Below are 17030 nucleotides of genomic sequence, written 5' to 3'. Positions count from 1 at the left end.
GGATGACCGGAACGGCGGATGGCAGGGCGGCGGCCGACGGGGCGGCTCCGGTCGGGCCGACTGAGCTCGCGGCAGCTGAGCTCGGGGCAGCTGAGGTCGGGGCAGACCTCGACGGGGCGGTGGCCCGGGTCATGGCGGAGCTGGCCGACCTCGAGGATCCGAAGGCACGTCAGGTCAACGAGCGCCACGGTGACGACCACGGCGTGAACCTGGGCAAGCTGCGTGCCATCGCCAAGCGGCTGAAGACGCAGCAGGAACTCGCCGTCCGGCTGTGGGCCACGGGCGACGGCGCCGCCCGGCTGCTGGCGCTGCTGATCTGCCGTCCGAAGGCCTTCGGACGGGAGCAGCTCGACCTGATGCTGCGTGAGGCACGGACGCCGAAGGTCCAGGACTGGCTGATCGGCAACGTGGTGAAGAAGAGCCCGTACGCCGAGGAGCTGCGGGTGTCCTGGTCGGCCGACCCGGACCCGGTCGTCGCCTCCGCCGGATGGGAGCTGACCGCCGACCGGGTCGCGCGGAGTCCCGAGGGCCTCGACCTGGCCGGTCTGCTCGACGTCATCGAGGCCCGGATGAAGGACGCGCCGGACCGCCTGCAATGGGCGATGAACCACTGCCTGGCCCGGATCGGGATCGAGCATCCCGAGCACCGCGAGCGCGCGGTCGGGATCGGCGAGCGCCTGGAGGTGCTCAAGGACTACCCGACCTCCCCCGGCTGCACCTCTCCGTTCGCCCCGGTCTGGATCGCCGAGATGGTGCGGCGGCAGTCCGACCAGGGCTGACGCGCCGTCGGCCCGCCGCGCACCCACCGGGCGCACCCGCCGGCACCTGCCGGCCCCCGCTGGCACCTGCTGGCACCTGCTGGCAGGCGCCCCTGCCCGTTTTTGGCGGCCGTTACCTGCCCGCCCAGCCGAACCAGTCCACGTGGCCGAGCGGCCAGACCACGGCCGTGGCCGGACCGACCACGTTGCCGACCGGCACCGCGCCGCCGTCCGGGCCTCCCTGGTGGTAGCGGGAGTCCGCGGAGTCGCTGCGGTGGTCGCCCTCGACCCAGACGTAGCCCTTCGGGACCGTGATCGGACCGAAGTTCATCCCGGCGCAGGAGTCGTCCCCGGGATAGAGGTACGGCTCGGAGACCCGCTTGCCGTTGACGGTGAGGGTGGTGCCGTTGCAGGCGACGGTCTCGCCGCCGGTCGCGATCACCCGCTTGACCAGGTAGTTGTCGTCCTTCGGCGGCAGCAGACCGACGAAGCTCAGCACGCCGCCTACCGCGCCGGAGAAGGTGCCACCGCTCGCCACCGGCTTGGGCAGCCAGCCGCCCGGGTCCTTGAAGACCACCGGCTCGCCCGCCTTCGGCTCCCAGCCCAGGAGCGGGGCCAGCTTGTTGACCGCCACCCGGTCACCGACCCGCAGGGTGTTCTCCATCGAACCGGAAGGGATCGAGAACACCTGGAACAGGCAGGTCTTGATGCCCAGGGCGATGACCAGCCCGAGCACGATCATCGCCGGGAACTCCGCCCACCACGGCAGCCGCCGTCGGCCGCGGAACCGGCCGGGCCGGTCGGACTTCTCCGACTGCTCGGGGTCGCCCGGTGGGATGGAGTCGGTCACCGGGCCGGGCGCCATTGCCGGGCCGGGTTGAGGAATCGTCACTGATCAGGCCGCCTGCGGAGGGAGAGCGAAAGTGATGCGGGCAGGCGACGGGTGCTGACTGCTGGCCATCGTCGGTCTGCCTTTCCGGAGGGTCCGGGGAGAACAGCACGCTAACGCCGCACCTGAACTGTCGCGAAATCAGACATTTAGCCGCCGTTGACGGCAAATCCTCCCAGGACTCCCCTACGGAGACGGGCCGAGGGCGGGCACGGTTCCGTACCGGCGGCCGGGCCGACCGCCCGTCCTGGGCAACTCCCGGACGGCGTCCGGGCCGGTCAGCGGGCCTGCGGCTCCCCGGCGATGGCCTCGTGGTGGCGGATCACCTCGGCGATGATGAAGTTCAGGAACTTCTCGGCGAAGACCGGGTCGAGGTGGGCGCTCTCGGCGAGTTCGCGCAGCCGGGTGATCTGGGCCCGCTCCCGGGCCGGGTCGGCGGGGGGCAGCCGGTGCTCGGCCTTCAGCTTGCCGACCCGCTGGGTGGCCTTGAAGCGCTCGGCCAGCATGTGGACAACTGCGGCGTCGATGTTGTCGATGCTCTCGCGCAGGGCGACCAGCTCGGCGCGGACCGCCTCGGAGACCTCACCGTTGCCGTCCGCCGCCGCGCCGGTGGCGGCCGTGGAACCGGCGGCAGCCGCGGAACCTGCGGGAACTGCGGCGGAGTTCAGGGGAAGGTCCGTCATCGGGGTTGCTCTCCGGGGTCGGCTGGCTGGGCCTTGCAATCTAACAGGGAGAGCGCCGCCGGGGCCCGGCCGTTCGACCGGACGTCCGGCATCCGGACACACCCGGGCCGGGTCCGCCGCTTTGCCGGACCGGCGCCCGGGCGCGCCGTAGGCTGGGCGCGCACCGACCGGAACTGACGGACCACCAGTCCCACAGCACATGGAGGACCTGACATGGCAACCACCCGCACCGCGCGCACCGCCTGGGAAGGCAACCTGGTCGACGGCAAGGGCGAGACCACCTTCGCCTCCTCCGGCATCGGCACCTACCCCGTCTCCTGGCCGTCCCGCGCGGAGGAGGCGAACGGCAAGACCAGCCCCGAGGAACTCATCGCCGCCGCCCACTCCGCCTGCTTCTCGATGGCCCTCTCGCACGGCCTGACCGGCGCCGGCACCCCGCCCACCAAGCTCGACACCCAGGCGGACGTCACCTTCCAGCCGGGCACCGGCATCACCGGCATCCACCTGACCGTGGTCGGCGAGGTGCCCGGGCTCGACGAGGCCGGCTTCGTGAAGGCCGCCGAGGACGCCAAGGCCAACTGCCCGGTGAGCCAGGCCCTGACCGGCACCACCATCACCCTGACCGCGAGCGTCGTCTGAGCGCGGGCGTCGTCTGAGCGCGGGCGTCGTCTGAGCGCGGGCGTCGTCTGAGCGCGGGATCGCCTGGCACGACGGGGTCGCCTCAACGCGGGATCCGTGCTGCCCCGTGACGGGTCCCGCCCTGGGCCCCGGTCCCGTTCGGGGCTTCCAGCCGTCCGACCTCCGCCTGCCGCTTCGCACACCGACCACCTGCCGGGTCGTCAACTGGTAGCGCGCTACGGCGCACGCGCCCCCGGAGTGCACCTCACGGTGCGTTCCGGGGGCGCCGTCGTCCACCAGCTCTCTCGTCCCGAAACCCCGGCGAATCACCCTCGCGGCGGTCGTCATCGCAACTTCGCGCGTCCTATGATCACGGCAGTGCCGCGCTCCCGGCCCGATGCTCTCCACCCAGCGTCGACCGAGGCGCCGGCCGTGCGATCAGCGTCAGCAGCGGACGGGAGCATGCCGTGCCGGGTCGGAACGAGGGGGCCGACCGCCGTTGTCCGGTCTGCTCCACGCCCCTGAGCCGTGAGGGCCGGCACCCCGGCGCACTGCTCGACGCCCTCCAGGCCAGCGAGTCCCGTTTCAGGGCCGCCTTCGCCGACGCCGGGATCGGGATGGCCCTGGTCGGCCCGGACGACCTGATCATCGAGGCCAACCCGGCCTTCGCCGCCATGATCGGGTACGAGGCGCCCGAGCTGGTGGACACGCACATCCACCAGATCATCGACCCCGAGGACACCCCGCGCCGTCTCTACCTGGAGCTGGTCCGGGGCGAGCGCGACCGGCTCCGGGTGGAGAAGCAGCTCAAGCACCGCGACGGCCGGGTGGTCTGGAGCAACGTCACCATCTCGCTGATCCGCAACGGCTCCGGCGAACCGCTGTACACCCTGGCCATGGTCGAGGACGTCACCGAGCAGCGGCTCCTCGGCGACCAGCTCGCCTACCAAGCCCTGCACGACCCGCTGACCAGGCTGCCGAACCGGGCCCTGTTCTTCGAGCGGCTGAACGCGGCCTTCGACTCGGCGGCAGCCGCCGTCGCACCCGCTGCCGTGACCGGGGCAGTGCCCGTGACCGGCGCCGTGCCCGTGACCAGCGCCGTGTCAGTGACGAGCGCCGTGTCCGGGGCCGGGGTCGGCGCTGCGGGAGCGGCCGTGGCGGCGGAGGTCGCTGGAGCGGCCGTGGCGGCAGGGCCTGCGGGAGCTGTCGGCGGCGGGCCGGGGCGGCGGGTCGGCCTCTGCTACGTCGACCTGGACGGCTTCGCCGCGATCAACGAGACGCTCGGCCACCACATCGGGGACGAGCTCCTGGTTGCGGTGGCCGCCCGGCTGGAACGCGGCTTCGCCCGGGGCGAGGGGCGGCTGGTGGCCCGGCTCGGCGGCGACGAGTTCGCCGTCCTGGTCTGCGACAGCGCAGGGAGCGAGCAGCTCACCGCACTCGCAGCGGACCTGATCAAGACGCTGGAGGAGCCCTTCGACGTGGCGGGCCAGCAGTTGGCGGTGACCGCGAGCGTCGGCGTGGTGGAGCGTCAGGTCCGCGAGACCACCCCGACCGACCTGCTGAAGGACGCCGACGCGACGCTGTACTGGTCGAAGTCGGACGGCCGGGCCCGCTGGACGCTCTACGACCCGGCCCGGGGCGCCTACCAACTGAGCCGGCAGCGGCTAGCCACCGCGCTGCGGCCGGCGCTGGAGCGGGGCGAGTTCGCCGTCGAGTACCAGCCGCTGGTCGGGCTGGCCGACGGGACGGTGCACGGCGCCGAGGCCTTGGTCCGCTGGCGCCACCCCCGGTACGGCACCATCTCCCCGGACCGCTTCATCCCGCTGGCCGAGGAGTCCGGCGCGATCGTGCCGCTCGGGAAGTGGGTGCTGGAGGAGTCGTGCCGCCAGGCCAAGCGCTGGCTCACCGAGTTCCCCGACACCGAGACCTTCGTCAGCGTCAATCTGGCGGCCCGTCAGATCTGGGACTCGGACGTGGTGGCCGACGTCGCCAAGGCGCTGGAGACCACCGGCCTGCCGGCCCGCCTGCTCCAGCTGGAGATCACCGAGAGCGCGGTGCTGGGCCCCGGCGGCCGCCCGGTCCAGGCCCTCCAGGCACTCGCCGACATGGGCGTGCGGATCGCGATCGACGACTTCGGCACCGGCTACTCCAACCTCGCCTACCTCTCCCGACTGCCGGTGCACGTCCTCAAGCTGGACGGCAGCTTCATCGCGGGCTTCCGTGAGCCGGGCCCGGGCGGCCGCCCGGACAACCGCTCCCGCCGCACCGACGCGGACGAGCAGATCGTCGGGGCGATGGTGCAGCTGGCCCACGCCCTCGGCCTCACCGTGACCGCCGAGGGCATCGAGAACGCCTCCCAGGCCGAGCGCCTACGCATCACCGGGTGCGACACCGCCCAGGGCTGGTACTTCGCCCGCCCCGGCGAGGCCGAGCGGGTCGCCGCCATACTGCGCGAGGACCGTGCCCGCACCGCCTGACGCCGAGCCTGCCCGTGCCCGCACCTGCCCGCCCGGACCACCGGGTGGACCTCGACGAACCCCCTTGCCAGCGGTCCATCCGACCTGAGCATCCGTCAGCCGGCCAACGGTCAGCCGTCAGCCGGTGAGCCCGTACGCCTCGGCGATGAGCCGGTAGGAGTTGAGCCGGTTCTCGTGGCCGTGGATGTGGGAGGTCACCATCAGCTCGTCGGCACCGGTCCGCTTGCGCAGTTGTTCCAGACCGTCGGCGACCTCGCCCGGCCCGCCGACGACCAGGTTGGCGAGCCAGCCGTCCAGGAAGTCCTCCTCGGCCGCGGAGTAGGGGTACGCCTCGGCCTCCTCCGGGGAGGGGATCAGGCCGGGGGTTCCCTTGCGGAGCCGGAGCATGGCCAGCCCGGAGGAGCGGGCCAGCCGCAGGGCCTGGCCGGGCTCCTCCGCCGCCACCGCGTTGACCCCGATCAGCGCGTAGGGCTCGTCGAGCACCGACGACGGACGGAAGGAGCTGCGGTAGAGGTCGAGCGCGGGCACCGTGTTGGCCGCGCTGAAGTGGTGGGCGAAGGCGAACGGGAGGCCGAGGCGGCCGGCCAGTTGGGCGCTGAATCCGGAGGAACCGAGCAGCCAGACCGGCGGGCGGGCGTCGCCGCGCGGGACGGCGGTGAGCCTGGCGTAGGGGTGGCCGGTGGGGAAGTCGCCGTCCAGGAAGTGCGTCAACTCGGAGAGCTGGTGCGGGAAGTCGTCCGGGCCCTCCTCGGTGCCGCGCCGCAGCGCCCTGGCGGTGGCCATGTCGGTGCCCGGGGCCCGACCGAGGCCGAGGTCGATCCGGCCCGGGTGGAGCGCCTCCAGCATGCCGAACTGCTCGGCGACGGAGAGCGGGGCGTGGTTCGGCAGCATCACCCCTCCGGAGCCGAGGCGGAGGGTGGTGGTGTGCGCCCCGAGGTGGGCGAGCAGGACGGCGGGGGTGGAGCTGGCGACTCCGGGCATTCCGTGGTGCTCGGCCACCCAGAAGCGGTGGTAGCCCAGCCGCTCCGCCTGCTGGGCCAGCGCGGTGGTGGTGGCGAGGGCCTGGCCCGGGGAGTATCCGCTGCCGATGGTGGCCAGGTCGAGGACGGAGAGCGGGGCCGGGGCACTGCCCCGCGCGATCCCGCGGACGGGATCGGCGGCGGTGTCGACAACGGGCCCGGTGGCCGTTGCGCTGTCCGACGGGTCGGTCCGCTGCTCGTCCTCGAAGGTCATGCCGGTCTCCTCGTGCTGACGTCCTGGTGCTCCTGGCACCGCCGTGGTTCGGGCTCAGACAACCGGCCTCGAGCTCAGTCTGTTCCCTCTCGCGGTTCGATGTGACGGACCGGGCGGAACGTGCCTGGTGAGCCCACGGACTGCGGCGGGCGAGCTGACACAGTCCAGCTGCTCCGTGCGCCGACGAACCGGTGCGGGAAAGGCCTTCCGCGATCGCCCGCGAGCCGCTGATCCGGCGGGGACCGTTCCGCCTTGGCGGCTTGCCGCCACCGCCGGAAGTCGCCAGGCGCAGGACTCGCGCCGCACCGGGCGAATGCGGCAGGCTACCGATCAGTGACGGAGGGGAATCACCCACCGCACCCCACCTGCAAGGTCGGCGGACTGGACCAGTCCCGCTGGACCCCCGCGAGCCCCTGGAGCGGCACCCCGCCTCAGGGGCTTGCGCCATTCCGGGCGCGCCCCACCCACTGGCACAACGTCAGGTCGGCCGCAGCCCCGTCCGGGCCGGAACGCACCTCGCGGCGACTCCGGGGGCGACCCTGTGGCACGTGACACAAGGGGGTGCTTCAGGACATGAAACGTCTACCCGCTAGCGTTGACTCCGTAGCCACCTGGACGCCCCTCCAGGCGACTGGACAGGGAGCTTCGCCTTGGATGCCGCAGCGGTAGTAGGACCGGTATGGATCTGCGCACTCGCGCTCTTCGCCGTACTCGGTGACGCCTTCCTCCCCTTCATCCCCAGCGGCACGCTGGTGATCCTCGCGGTGCTCAACACCTCGGAGATGGACGGTGCCCCGCTGTTGCTGGCGGCCGGTGTGGCCATCGCCTCCTTCCTCGGCGACCTGGTGCTGCTCAATCTGGCCCGTCGCGGATCGCCCGCCGTGCAGCGCCGTCTCGACCACCGGCCCGAACTGGCCGCCAGCGTCGCGCGGCTGCAGCAGTACCTGACCGGTCAGACCGGCCGGACCGCGGCGCTCCTGGTGATCGTCGCCCGCTTCGTCCCCGCCGGGCGGACCATCCTCGACCTGGCGGTGGGTCACTCCGCCGACTCCAGTCGCCGGTTCCTGCGCCTCTCCGCACTGGCGGCCCTGGTCTGGGCCAGCTACATCGTCAGCCTGGGCTGGCTGAACAGCCACTGGTTCAACACCGACTGGCTGAGCCTGGCGGTCTCCTGCTTCGCGGCCACCGCGATAAGCACCACCGTCGCCCGCCTCGTCCGCCGCCGCCGGCGCGAGCTCGCACTCACCTGACCCGGCCGCGCGGCCCCCGCCAGACGCGTCAACGCACCGAGCCCGTCCGCACCGACCCTTTTGGCGCGGCACCGATCTGACGCTCTGTCCCAAGACTGCAACAAAGCTCCCGCCCCGGAGCCCGACGCCCCTTGTACTGCGTGATGAGCAGCACAAGGGGCGTTGCAATACCCACCCCACCTCGTGACATGCTGGCGCAGATATATCCATCAATATCCGATTTTTCCTGTCGGACGGTCGGATGCACTACGGCTGGGGAGACCATGGGCAGCATCTCGCGCAGGACCGTGCTCAGTGCCACCGCCGCAACCGCCGCGCTCGGCGCGGTGGCAGCTTGCGGCAGCAGCGGCGGGAGCAGCTCGGGCGGCACCGGTGGGAGCGGCAGTGCGAGCCCGGACGGCGGCTCCTCGAGCGGCACTTCGGCCAAGCCCACCGTCAAGGGCACCCCGATCGGGGACGGTTCCAACGTGGACACGGGCGCCCAGCCCAACCAGCCGAAGCCGGAGAAGCTCAAGCCCGGTGAGCAGCCTCCGCAGTTCGTGGTCTTCTCCTGGGACGGCGCGGGCGGCACCGAGGACGGCCAGTTCCCGCGCTTCCTGAAGCTGGCCGAGCAGTACAAGGCCACCATGACCTTCTTCCTCTCCGGGATCTACGCCCTCCCGAAGGAGAAGGCGAACCTCTACCACCCGCCGAAGCACTCCGTCGGTGCCTCCGACATCCCCTTCCTCTCCGACGGCGCGGTGAAGAGCACCCTCAAGCTCATCAGCCAGGCGTGGACCGCCGGCCACGAGATCGGCACCCACTTCAACGGGCACTTCTGCTCCACCCGCTCGGACGGCAACGGTGTCAACAAGTGGACCCCCGAGGACTGGCAGAGCGAGATCGACCAGGCGATCTCCTTCGTGACCCAGTGGCGCACCAACACCGGCTTCACGGACGTCGATCCGCTCCCCTTCGACTACCGGAAGGAGCTGATCGGGGCCCGGACCCCGTGCTTGGAGGGGCAGAAGGCGCTGCTGCCCACCGCGGTCAAGATGGGCTGGAAGTACGACGCCAGTTCACCGGGCGGGCTGCAGATCTGGCCGCAGAAGGTGCAGGACGGCAAGATCTGGGACTTCCCGCTGCAGTCCGTCCCCTTCCCCGGGCACGGGTTCCAGGTGCTCTCGATGGACTACAACATCCTCGCCAACCAGTCCGGCGGCAGCACCAAGGGCGACCCCTCGAAGTACGGCGAGTGGCGGACCCAGGCCAGGGACGCCTACCTGGCCGGGTTCGACCGGGCCTACAACGGCAATCGGGCACCGCTCTTCATCGGGAACCACTTCGAGCAGTGGAACGGGGGCATCTACATGGACGCGGTGGAGGAGACCATGAAGACGATCGCGGGCAAGCCCGGCGTCCGACTGGTGTCGTTCCGTCAGTTGGTCGACTGGCTGGAGGTGCAGGACCAGTCCACGCTGCGGAAGCTGCGCACCCTGGGGGTCGGCAAGGCGCCCGACGGCGGCTGGGGGGCCTTCCTCGGGACCCCCTCGTCCTGACCGGCCGGGCCGGCCGCTGGTCCTGTCCGGCTGGTCCCGAGCGACGCGTGCCCTGGCCGGTGCGGTACCGACGTCGTCCGCGACGGCGCCGGTACCGCACCGACGCACCGTCAGCCCGCTACCAGGCTGCGGACGATCCGGGCGGCACCGTCCGGGCCGCCGATGATCGTGTAGTGGTTGGTGTCCGGGACGGCCGTCGCGGTGACCCGCTCACGGTCCAAGCCCGCGTGCTCGATCCGGGCTGCGTCGTACAGGCCCTGCGGCTCGTTCATCAGGCCGCGCTCCGCCCAGAGCAGTTCGGCCCGGCAGGTCAGCCGGTGGATCGCGGTGGCCGCGTCCTTGTCCAGCAGGACCTCCCGCCCGTCCTGGTGGACGGCCTCCGGTACACAGGAGGAGCGCAGTTCGGGCTCCTCGCCGACCAGGTCGCGCTGGGTGTACTCGTCCAGCGCCGCACGCCACTCCCCGGCGAAGGCGGGGTGCCGCTGCCAGAACGCCCGGTACGCGTCCCGGCTCTCGAAGGTCATGTCCAGCCGCGCCAGAGCCGGACCGAGTACGGCGGCCAGGGCGTCGTCCTCGCTCACCCCGGGCGGCAGCGGGAAGCTGACCGCCCCGTCCACCAGCACCAGGGAGTCCACCAGTTCGGGGTGGCGGACCGCGGCCAGGGCGCTGGCCCAGGCGCCCATCGAGTGGCCCACCAACCGCACCCGGCCGAGCCCGAGGACGCCGGCCAGCACGGCCAGGTCGTCGGCGTGCCTGGCCAGGCCGTACGGCCCGGCGACCGTGCGGCTGCCGGCCCGGCCCCGCAGATCGGGTGCCACCAGGGTGGCCCGGCCCGCGAGTTGGCGTGCCACCTCGCTCCAGGCGAGGGCGTTGGCCGTGATTCCGTGCACCGCCAGCACGGTCGGAGCGTCGGGTCCTGCGGCCGGGTCGGTGGCCGGCCAGCGGAGGAGCGTCAGTTCACCGCCCGGCACGGGGACGGTCAGCTCCTCGGGTGCGAGGTCCGCCGACTCTCGCCGCCCCGCGAGGTCCTGGTGGAGGGCCGGCTCGTCTGCGGCCGCACCGGTCCGGCCGAGGCCCCGGGCGGGCCCGTCCGGGCCGTCGGAGCCTGCCTGGACGGCCGGTCGGGCGCGGTCGGTGGGATCGGAGCTCATGCGGGGTCACCTTCCGGGGAGCGGGCCGGGGTGGTGGCCCCGACCTCGATGGAGCCCGCACGGGGAGTGTCCCGCCGGGAGGTCCCGGCGCGGGCGGTGCGGATCCGGGCGGGCAGCCTGGCGAGGCCGCCGGGCAGCAGGTAGACCACGGCGACGAACAGGGCACCGAGCAGGAAGAGCGGTTGCGAGAGCGGCACCCGGAGCACCGCCGGAAGGTCGGCGATGGCGGAGGAGTTGGCCAGGTCGCCGAGACGGTGCCCCGCCCAGGTGTAGAGGACGCCACCGAGCAGCGGGCCCCATCGGCTGCCGGATCCGCCGAGCACCACCATGACCAGCAGGGCGAGCGTGGCGTCGGAGCTGGCGGCCTGCGGGGTGGCCCCTCCGGTGAGCAGCAGGTAGACCACTCCGCCCAGCCCCGCCAGGCCGCCGGCGATGACGAAGGCGACCAGCTTGAAGCCGTAGGGTCGCAGGCCGAGCACCTCGACCCGGCGTTCGTTCTCCTTGATGCCCTCCCAGACCCGTCCGGTCGGGGAGTTGACGGTCCAGTGCACCACCGCGAGCGTGAGCACCAGGTACCCGAGGGCTATCCAGTAGAGGTTGGCGGTGTTCTCGATCCCGACCAGGGCGTCAGGGAGGAGCTCGACCGGGGCGGCCCGGCCCTCCTCTCCTCCGGTGACCCCGCCGGGGTTGCGCTGGACCAGGATCGAGCCGGCCTGGGCGAACGCGAGGGTCACCATCGAGAAGCCGATGCCGGTCACCCGGAGGCTGACCGAGCCGAGCAGCAGCGCCAGGCTGACGCTGCACCCGACACCGAACAGCGCGGCGGCGGCGAAGGGGAGTTGGAGCTCCAGCATGCCGAGGTCGGTCCCGTACAGACCGGCGGCGAAGTAGAGGGCGTGGCCGAAGGAGAGCAGACCGGTGCGGCCGAGCAGGAGGTCGTAGCCGGTGGCCAGGGCCCCGTAGACCAGGCACAGGGCTATCAGTTGAAGACTTCCGGGGCTGCCGAGCGGGCCGTCGAGGAGCCCCGGAACGGGAAGCACACTGTATGGGGCGACAAGGAACAGGATCAGCGGAGCGATCGGCCACCAGCGTAGGGCGCGTCTCCCCGGAGCTGTCGAGGCCTTGCGGATTGATTCACCTGTTCGAGGGATGGTGCGATCCGCGGCACCGGGAGCAGACTTGGCGTCAGCGGTACCACTGGTGCTCGTGGTTGAGGTGTTCGTGCTCACGCGAGCCTCCCGGTGAGTCCGCGCGGCCGGACGAGGAGCAGGACGGCCAGTAGGACGACGACCGAGAGGTCGCCGAGTCCGGCGGCACCGAGCCCGGCGGACGCAGCGTAGTTGGCGAACTGCTGGACGAGACCGACCGCGACGGAGGCCAGTGCCGCTCCGGTGACGGAGCCCATGCCGCCCATCACCACCACGACGAAGGCGAAGACGAGCAGGCTGGTCCCCTGGCCGGGGTGGACGGAGCCGAAGTAGAGGCCGCTGAGCGCGCCGCCCAGGGCGGCGGCCGCTCCTCCGATGGCGAAGACCAGGGTGAACGCCCTGCGGACGTCGATTCCGAGGGCCGTGACCATCGCACGGTCCTCCACCCCGGCTCGGACCACCAGCCCGTACCTGGTGCGGCCGAGGAAGAGGCGCAGTGCCACCAGGACCAGGACGGCCGCCGCGAGCAGGACGAAGCGATTGACCGGGACGATCGCACCGAACAGCCCCACCGTGCCCGAGAGCGCGGCGGGTTGGGGGAAGGGCCGGGCGTCTGCACCCCAGATGCCCATCAGCAGTGCGGGCACCGCAAGGCCCACGCCGACAGTGGCCAGGATCTGGTCCCGCGGCCGGCTGTAGAGAGGACGGATCAACAGCAGCTCCAGCAGCACGGCCGCGACCGTGCCGACCACCGTGCCGAAGACCACCGCCAACCAGAAGCTCATCCCGCCCTCGGTGCCGGCCCACCAGGTGGCGTACGCACCGACCGAGAGCAGCGCCCCGTGGGCGAAGTTGAGCACGTCCATCAGCCCGAAGATCAGTGAGAGACCGGAGGCCACCAGGAAGTACAGCGCACCCAGCCCCAGGCCGGTGCAGGTGAGGAGGACGACGGTGTCCATCAGGGAGCCACCTCCGTGGTGACAGGAGCAGGAGCGGGGGCCGCCGCCGAGGCCGGCGGCGGGGCCACCTCGGAGGATGACCGACCGGGCGTCGGGGAGGGAGCCGACGGCGCGGGCGCCGAGGAGGGAGCGGTCCGGGCGGGTGTCGGGCGGCCGACTCCGAGCAGTCGTCGGGCGGCCTCCTCGTCGGCCAACAGCTCGGCGGTGGAGCCCTGGTGGGCGGTGCGTCCGTCGGCCAGCACCGCACAGGTGCCGGCCAGGCGGCGGACCAGGGCGAGGTTCTGTTCGACCAGCAGGACGGGCACGGTCGCGGCGGCCCGCTCCAGCACCTCCGCCACCTCAGCCACGATCTTCGGCGCCAGGCCCTTGGTGGGCTCGTCGGCGATGATCAACCGGTTGCCGTTCAGCAGGGTCCGCCCGATCGCCACCATCTGCTGCTGGCCGCCGGACAACGTCCCGGCCAACTGCCCGGCCCGTCGCTTCAGTTCAGGAAAGAGCTCGTGGACCAGGTCGTACGCCGGGGCACCGTCCCGCTCGGCCAGCCGAAGGTTCTCGGCGACGGTCAGCCCCGCGAAGACGCCCCGGTCCTCGGGCGCGTAGCCGATTCCCTGACGGACCACCAGATGGGTCGGCAGCCTGACGAGTTCGGTCCCGGCGAACAGCAGGCTCCCGGCCCGGGGCACCAGCCCCATGACCGCCTTGACTGTAGTGGTCTTCCCGGCACCGTTGCGCCCGAGCAGTGCGGTGACGCCGGTGGGTGCCACATCGAAGTCCACCCCGTGCAGGATGTGAAGACCGTCGATCACCACGCGCAAGTCCCGGACTGTCAGCAGCGGCTCGACAGTGGCAACTCCCTCGGACGGAGAGACCGGGGAGGAGGACGAGAAGGGGTGGCGCACAGAGGAAGGAACGGAAGAAGGACCGGAAGAAGGAGCGGCGGAAGGAGCACCCGTGGCGGCGGGGCCGTGGGAGTCGGTCACAGCCCCTCCCCCAGGTAGGCCTGCTGCACGGTGGCGTCGGCCATCACCGCCGCAGGCGTGTCGAGTGCGAGCAGCGTGCCGTGGTGCATCACGGCCAGCCGGTCGGCCAGGCCGAGCAGGACGTCCATGTGGTGCTCCACCATCAGTACGGTGCGGCCGAGGTCCCGGTGCACCGAGCGGATCAGCGCGGTCAGGGCAGGAACCTCCTCCGCGCTGACGCCGGCCATCGGCTCGTCCAGCAGGATTAGCCGAGGGTCGGAGACCAGCAGCACCGCCAGTTCGAGCTTGCGCTTCTCGCCGTGCGAGAGGGCTCCGGCCAAGGCGTCGGCGCGGTGGGCGAGTTCGGTCCGTTCGAGGGTCTCGGCGACTTGGGTGGCGTACCGCCCGGCCCGCCGCCAGATCCGGTACGAGGCCCCCGGCCCGGCCGCCGCCTGGGCCGCGAGCCGGACATGGTCCGCCACTGTCATCCCGGTCCACAACGAGGAGGTCTGGAAGGTCCGGCCGAGGCCCCGACGGGCCCTGCCGTGCACCGACTCGGTGGTGATGTCCGCACCGTCGAGCTCGATCGAGCCGTGGGTCGCCGGGTAGATGCCGGAGATCAGGTTGAAGAGGGAGGTCTTGCCGGCTCCGTTCGGTCCGATGAAGGCGATGAACTCGCCCTCCCGCACGTCGAACGAGACGTCCTCGACGATCGGCACCCCGCGCACCGACCAGCCGACGCCGCGCAGTCGCAGCACCTTCCCCGGCAGCTCCAGCTGGTCCTCGCCCAACAGGTTCCCGTCCGGACGCTCGCCGTCCGACTGTCCCGTGCCCGGTCCTCCCGCCGTGCTCACCGCCTCGGCGGCGGTCACGGCCACGCGTTCCGCCACCGGGATCAGCCCGCGATCTTGGCGGCCGGAGGCGCCACCTGGTCGGCTCCGACGGACTTCTCCACCGAGGGCTTGGCGGAGGCACCGACGCCGGTCAGCTTCACCTGGAACATCGGCTGGAGCAGCGCGTGGTCCTCGGCCCGGACGGTCAGCCGGCCCTTCACTCCGTCGAAGCTCCACCCCTCCAACGCCTTCACCAGCGCGTCGGTGTCATCAGCCGAGCCCTTGTTGGCCTCGATCGCGTGCACCACCATCTGGGCCGCCGTGAAGCCGTCGGGGGTGAAGATGTCGGGCTTGGCACCGGCCTTGGTGACGGCGGCGCTCATCGCCTTCTCGACCTCGGTGCCGGCCGCACCGTCGAAGTAGTGGTTCAGGAAGGAGATCTTCTCGGCCGCCGGGCCGAAGAGCGGGTAGGAGGCCGCCAGGTCGAGTCCGGTGACCACCTTGGTCGAGGTGAAGACGTCCTGCTGGTTGAGGGAGGTCCAGAGTGCGGCGGCGGTCTCTCCCGCCCAGGCCACGAACAGCAGGTCGGGCTTGGTCGACTTGGCCTGGGTCGCGAAGGGGGTGAGGTCGGTGGCACTCGGCGGGGCGAGCACCGCCTCCACGCCGGCGCCCTGCTCCCCGAGCACCGCCTTCACCGCCGCCACGTTGGCCTGGCCGAAGGCGTTGTCCTGGGCCAGCACCGCGACCTTCTTGCCCTTGGCGTCACCGATGAAGGAGGCCGCGGTCCGGATGTCCTGGTACGACTGACGACCGGAACGGAAGGTGTACTTGTTCAGCCCGGTGACCTTGTCGGCGGCGGCCGGGCCGCTGATGAAGAGCACCTTGTTCTGCGCAGCGATCGGCCCGACCTGGAGCGCGACGCCCGACGCGGTCGAGCCGGCCAGGATCTTGTGACCCTTGCCGATCAGGTCCTTGGCCGCCGAGACCGCCTTGGCCGGGTCGCCCGCGTCGTCCTGCTCGGCCAGCTCGACCGGGTGCCCGTCCACCGCGCCCGTGCCCTTGGTCGCGTAGTCCAGACCGGCCTTGAAGCCCTCCAGGTACTGCTTGCCGTAGGCCGCCAGCGGCCCGGTCTTGGAGTACACCAGGCCGACCTTGACCGGGCTCTTGGCCGCCCCGGCCCCGCCGTCGGCCGAGGTGGTCCCGGCCGTCCCGGCCTTGGCGCAGCCCACGGCACACGTCACGAGCAACCCGCAGGCCGCGACGAGGGCCAGCCCCCGCCGCCGCGTCCGGCCGCCGTCCCCCACGGAGGCGGCCGGGCTACCCGCCTGACGATCCGTCCGGACTGCGGCTCTGGTGCTGAGGGTGGTCTTGCGCATGGTGTCCGACTCCTGACGGCTGGGGCTACGGCGGTGGGGGTGGGGCTGTGGACCCGAGGGCTGCGGCTGTGCGGCTCGGGGTGCGACCGACCGTCCCGAAGCGCCCGCGAGGGGCGGCTGTCGGTGCGACAACGGTGGTGGTGGATTCCGGAACCGTAGGTGCGCCACCTGCCCGGCGACATGTGACGGGACGACGCAGCAGCCCCTGGGATTGTGTGACGGCCCGCCATATCGCACCCCTCGGGCGCGGACGCGCCTCGGCGGATGTGCCGCACACCCATGGCGTCCACCCGTCCCATGGCCCCGGCCGCCATGGAAAGCCGCGCGGCCGCGCAGTGAAGGTGGGAGCGCAGCAGGCTCCCAACCCCTCATGAGGTGACTACCTTGGACAAGGTTCTGGACTCCCCGGCCCTCGCGGTCGAGGACATCCCCGACGGCGCCGCCCTGGCCGTCGGAGGCTTCGGCCTCTGCGGCATCCCCAGCACCCTGATCGGCGCGCTGGCCGAGGCCGGCACGACGGGGCTCCGGGTGGTCTCCAACAACTGCGGCGTGGACGACTGGGGCCTCGGCCTCCTGCTGCGCGCCGGTCGGATCGCACGGATGACCTCCTCCTACGTCGGGGAGAACAAGGAGTTCGCCCGCCAGTACCTCGCCGGAGAGTTGGAGGTGGAGCTCACGCCGCAGGGCACCCTGGCCGAACGTCTGCGGGCCGGTGGAGCGGGCATCCCCGCCTTCTTCACCCCGGCCGGGATCGGCACCCAGGTCGAGGAGGGCGGGCTGCCCTGGCGGTACGCCCCCGACGGGGGCGTGGCCGTGGCCTCACCGCCCAAGGAGACGAGGGAGTTCGGCGGCCGCCGTTACCTGCTGGAGGAAGCCATCACCACCGACTTCGCGCTGGTCCGCGCCGAGGTCGCGGACCGCCACGGCAACTGCGTCTTCCACGCCACCGCGCGCAACTTCAACCCGCTCTGCGCGGGCGCCGGCCGGATCACCCTGGTCGAGGCCGACCGGATCGTCGAGCCCGGTGCCATCCCGCCGGACGCCGTCCACCTGCCGGGCATCTACGTCGACCGGGTGGTCGCCGCGGACCCGGACGACCGCCGGATCGAGCGCCGCACCGTCCGTACCGTCCGCACCGACTTCCAGGGGCACTGAACC

Annotated in this window: 15 protein-coding genes; 6 read left to right on the top strand and 9 right to left on the bottom strand. The window is 72.1% G+C overall.

The annotated features are described in order from the left end of the window. Positions 1–131 precede the first annotated feature (131 nt). Entirely contained in the window at positions 132–779 is a 648-nt protein-coding gene (locus ACWCYY_RS25205; protein WP_449797332.1) for a DNA alkylation repair protein, read from the top strand. A gap of 112 nt (positions 780–891) precedes the next feature. Here ACWCYY_RS25205 and lepB read toward each other — a convergent pair whose 3' ends face one another. Both lepB and ACWCYY_RS25195 read right to left on the bottom strand, forming a co-directional pair. Continuing rightward, the gene (lepB, locus tag ACWCYY_RS25200; RefSeq protein ID WP_345287831.1) at positions 892–1608 is read right to left on the bottom strand and encodes a signal peptidase I; all 717 of its coding nucleotides are present in this window, start codon (positions 1606–1608) and stop codon (positions 892–894) included. A 317-nt stretch (positions 1609–1925) separates the two neighbouring features. Then, the gene (locus ACWCYY_RS25195; protein WP_345287829.1) at positions 1926–2330 is read right to left on the bottom strand and encodes a chorismate mutase; all 405 of its coding nucleotides are present in this window, start codon (positions 2328–2330) and stop codon (positions 1926–1928) included. 213 nt (positions 2331–2543) lie between these two features. Here ACWCYY_RS25195 and ACWCYY_RS25190 point away from each other — a divergent pair, with 213 nt between their 5' ends. Together ACWCYY_RS25190 and ACWCYY_RS25185 are read left to right on the top strand one after the other, a co-directional pair. After that, positions 2544–2969 (top strand): OsmC family protein, encoded by a 426-nt coding sequence (locus ACWCYY_RS25190; protein ID WP_449797317.1) that lies wholly within the window; start codon positions 2544–2546, stop codon positions 2967–2969. A gap of 446 nt (positions 2970–3415) precedes the next feature. Beyond that, a complete protein-coding gene (locus tag ACWCYY_RS25185) occupies positions 3416–5425 on the top strand; it encodes a putative bifunctional diguanylate cyclase/phosphodiesterase (RefSeq protein WP_449797316.1) in 2010 nt (669 codons plus the stop codon). A gap of 117 nt (positions 5426–5542) precedes the next feature. Here ACWCYY_RS25185 and ACWCYY_RS25180 read toward each other — a convergent pair whose 3' ends face one another. Continuing rightward, positions 5543–6658: an LLM class flavin-dependent oxidoreductase gene (locus ACWCYY_RS25180; protein WP_449797315.1), complete on the bottom strand. Its 1116-nt coding sequence runs from the start codon at positions 6656–6658 to the stop codon at positions 5543–5545. Between the two features lie 650 nt (positions 6659–7308). Between ACWCYY_RS25180 and ACWCYY_RS25175 the strand changes: the two genes are divergently transcribed. Both ACWCYY_RS25175 and ACWCYY_RS25170 read left to right on the top strand, forming a co-directional pair. Next, the gene (locus tag ACWCYY_RS25175) at positions 7309–7908 is read left to right on the top strand and encodes a DedA family protein (protein WP_345287822.1); all 600 of its coding nucleotides are present in this window, start codon (positions 7309–7311) and stop codon (positions 7906–7908) included. Between the two features lie 263 nt (positions 7909–8171). After that, positions 8172–9446, top strand: coding sequence for a polysaccharide deacetylase family protein (locus ACWCYY_RS25170; protein WP_345287820.1), 1275 nt, complete (start codon positions 8172–8174; stop codon positions 9444–9446). A 110-nt stretch (positions 9447–9556) separates the two neighbouring features. Here ACWCYY_RS25170 and ACWCYY_RS25165 read toward each other — a convergent pair whose 3' ends face one another. The 6 genes from ACWCYY_RS25165 to ACWCYY_RS25140 form a co-directional block, all read right to left on the bottom strand. Then, complete coding sequence (locus ACWCYY_RS25165) at positions 9557–10597, bottom strand: alpha/beta fold hydrolase (protein WP_449797314.1); 1041 nt, start codon at positions 10595–10597, stop codon at positions 9557–9559. Further along, positions 10594–11748: a branched-chain amino acid ABC transporter permease gene (locus tag ACWCYY_RS25160; RefSeq protein WP_380149642.1), complete on the bottom strand. Its 1155-nt coding sequence runs from the start codon at positions 11746–11748 to the stop codon at positions 10594–10596. The genes ACWCYY_RS25165 and ACWCYY_RS25160 overlap by 4 nt, the downstream gene beginning before the upstream one ends. Before the next feature lie 74 nt (positions 11749–11822). Then, complete coding sequence (locus ACWCYY_RS25155) at positions 11823–12704, bottom strand: branched-chain amino acid ABC transporter permease (protein ID WP_345287816.1); 882 nt, start codon at positions 12702–12704, stop codon at positions 11823–11825. Next, positions 12704–13519 (bottom strand): ABC transporter ATP-binding protein, encoded by an 816-nt coding sequence (locus ACWCYY_RS25150; protein ID WP_449797313.1) that lies wholly within the window; start codon positions 13517–13519, stop codon positions 12704–12706. Before ACWCYY_RS25150 ends, ACWCYY_RS25155 begins: the two co-directional genes overlap by 1 nt. A gap of 161 nt (positions 13520–13680) precedes the next feature. Further along, a complete protein-coding gene (locus ACWCYY_RS25145; protein WP_345287839.1) occupies positions 13681–14457 on the bottom strand; it encodes an ABC transporter ATP-binding protein in 777 nt (258 codons plus the stop codon). 101 nt (positions 14458–14558) lie between these two features. Beyond that, complete coding sequence (locus ACWCYY_RS25140) at positions 14559–15872, bottom strand: substrate-binding domain-containing protein (protein ID WP_449797312.1); 1314 nt, start codon at positions 15870–15872, stop codon at positions 14559–14561. A 384-nt stretch (positions 15873–16256) separates the two neighbouring features. Here ACWCYY_RS25140 and ACWCYY_RS25135 point away from each other — a divergent pair, with 384 nt between their 5' ends. Next, positions 16257–17027: a CoA transferase subunit A gene (locus tag ACWCYY_RS25135; protein WP_380149616.1), complete on the top strand. Its 771-nt coding sequence runs from the start codon at positions 16257–16259 to the stop codon at positions 17025–17027. Positions 17028–17030 lie beyond the last annotated feature (3 nt).

The sequence above is a fragment of the Kitasatospora sp. NPDC001664 genome (assembly GCF_053596675.1).
Note: the sequence above shows the minus strand (reverse complement) of the source record. Positions and strands in the feature narration are given on the sequence as shown.

What these genes read in the sequence shown, in the direction of transcription:
- ACWCYY_RS25155 (WP_345287816.1), bottom strand. Translation starts at nt 12,704, where the DNA reads ATGGACACCGTCGTCCTCCTCACCTGCACCGGCCTGGGGCTGGGTGCG.
- ACWCYY_RS25140 (WP_449797312.1), bottom strand. Translation starts at nt 15,872, where the DNA reads ATGCGCAAGACCACCCTCAGCACCAGAGCCGCAGTCCGGACGGATCGT.
- ACWCYY_RS25180 (WP_449797315.1), bottom strand. Translation starts at nt 6,658, where the DNA reads ATGACCTTCGAGGACGAGCAGCGGACCGACCCGTCGGACAGCGCAACG.
- ACWCYY_RS25205 (WP_449797332.1), top strand. Translation starts at nt 132, where the DNA reads ATGGCGGAGCTGGCCGACCTCGAGGATCCGAAGGCACGTCAGGTCAAC.
- ACWCYY_RS25170 (WP_345287820.1), top strand. Translation starts at nt 8,172, where the DNA reads ATGGGCAGCATCTCGCGCAGGACCGTGCTCAGTGCCACCGCCGCAACC.
- ACWCYY_RS25195 (WP_345287829.1), bottom strand. Translation starts at nt 2,330, where the DNA reads ATGACGGACCTTCCCCTGAACTCCGCCGCAGTTCCCGCAGGTTCCGCG.
- ACWCYY_RS25165 (WP_449797314.1), bottom strand. Translation starts at nt 10,597, where the DNA reads ATGAGCTCCGATCCCACCGACCGCGCCCGACCGGCCGTCCAGGCAGGC.
- ACWCYY_RS25190 (WP_449797317.1), top strand. Translation starts at nt 2,544, where the DNA reads ATGGCAACCACCCGCACCGCGCGCACCGCCTGGGAAGGCAACCTGGTC.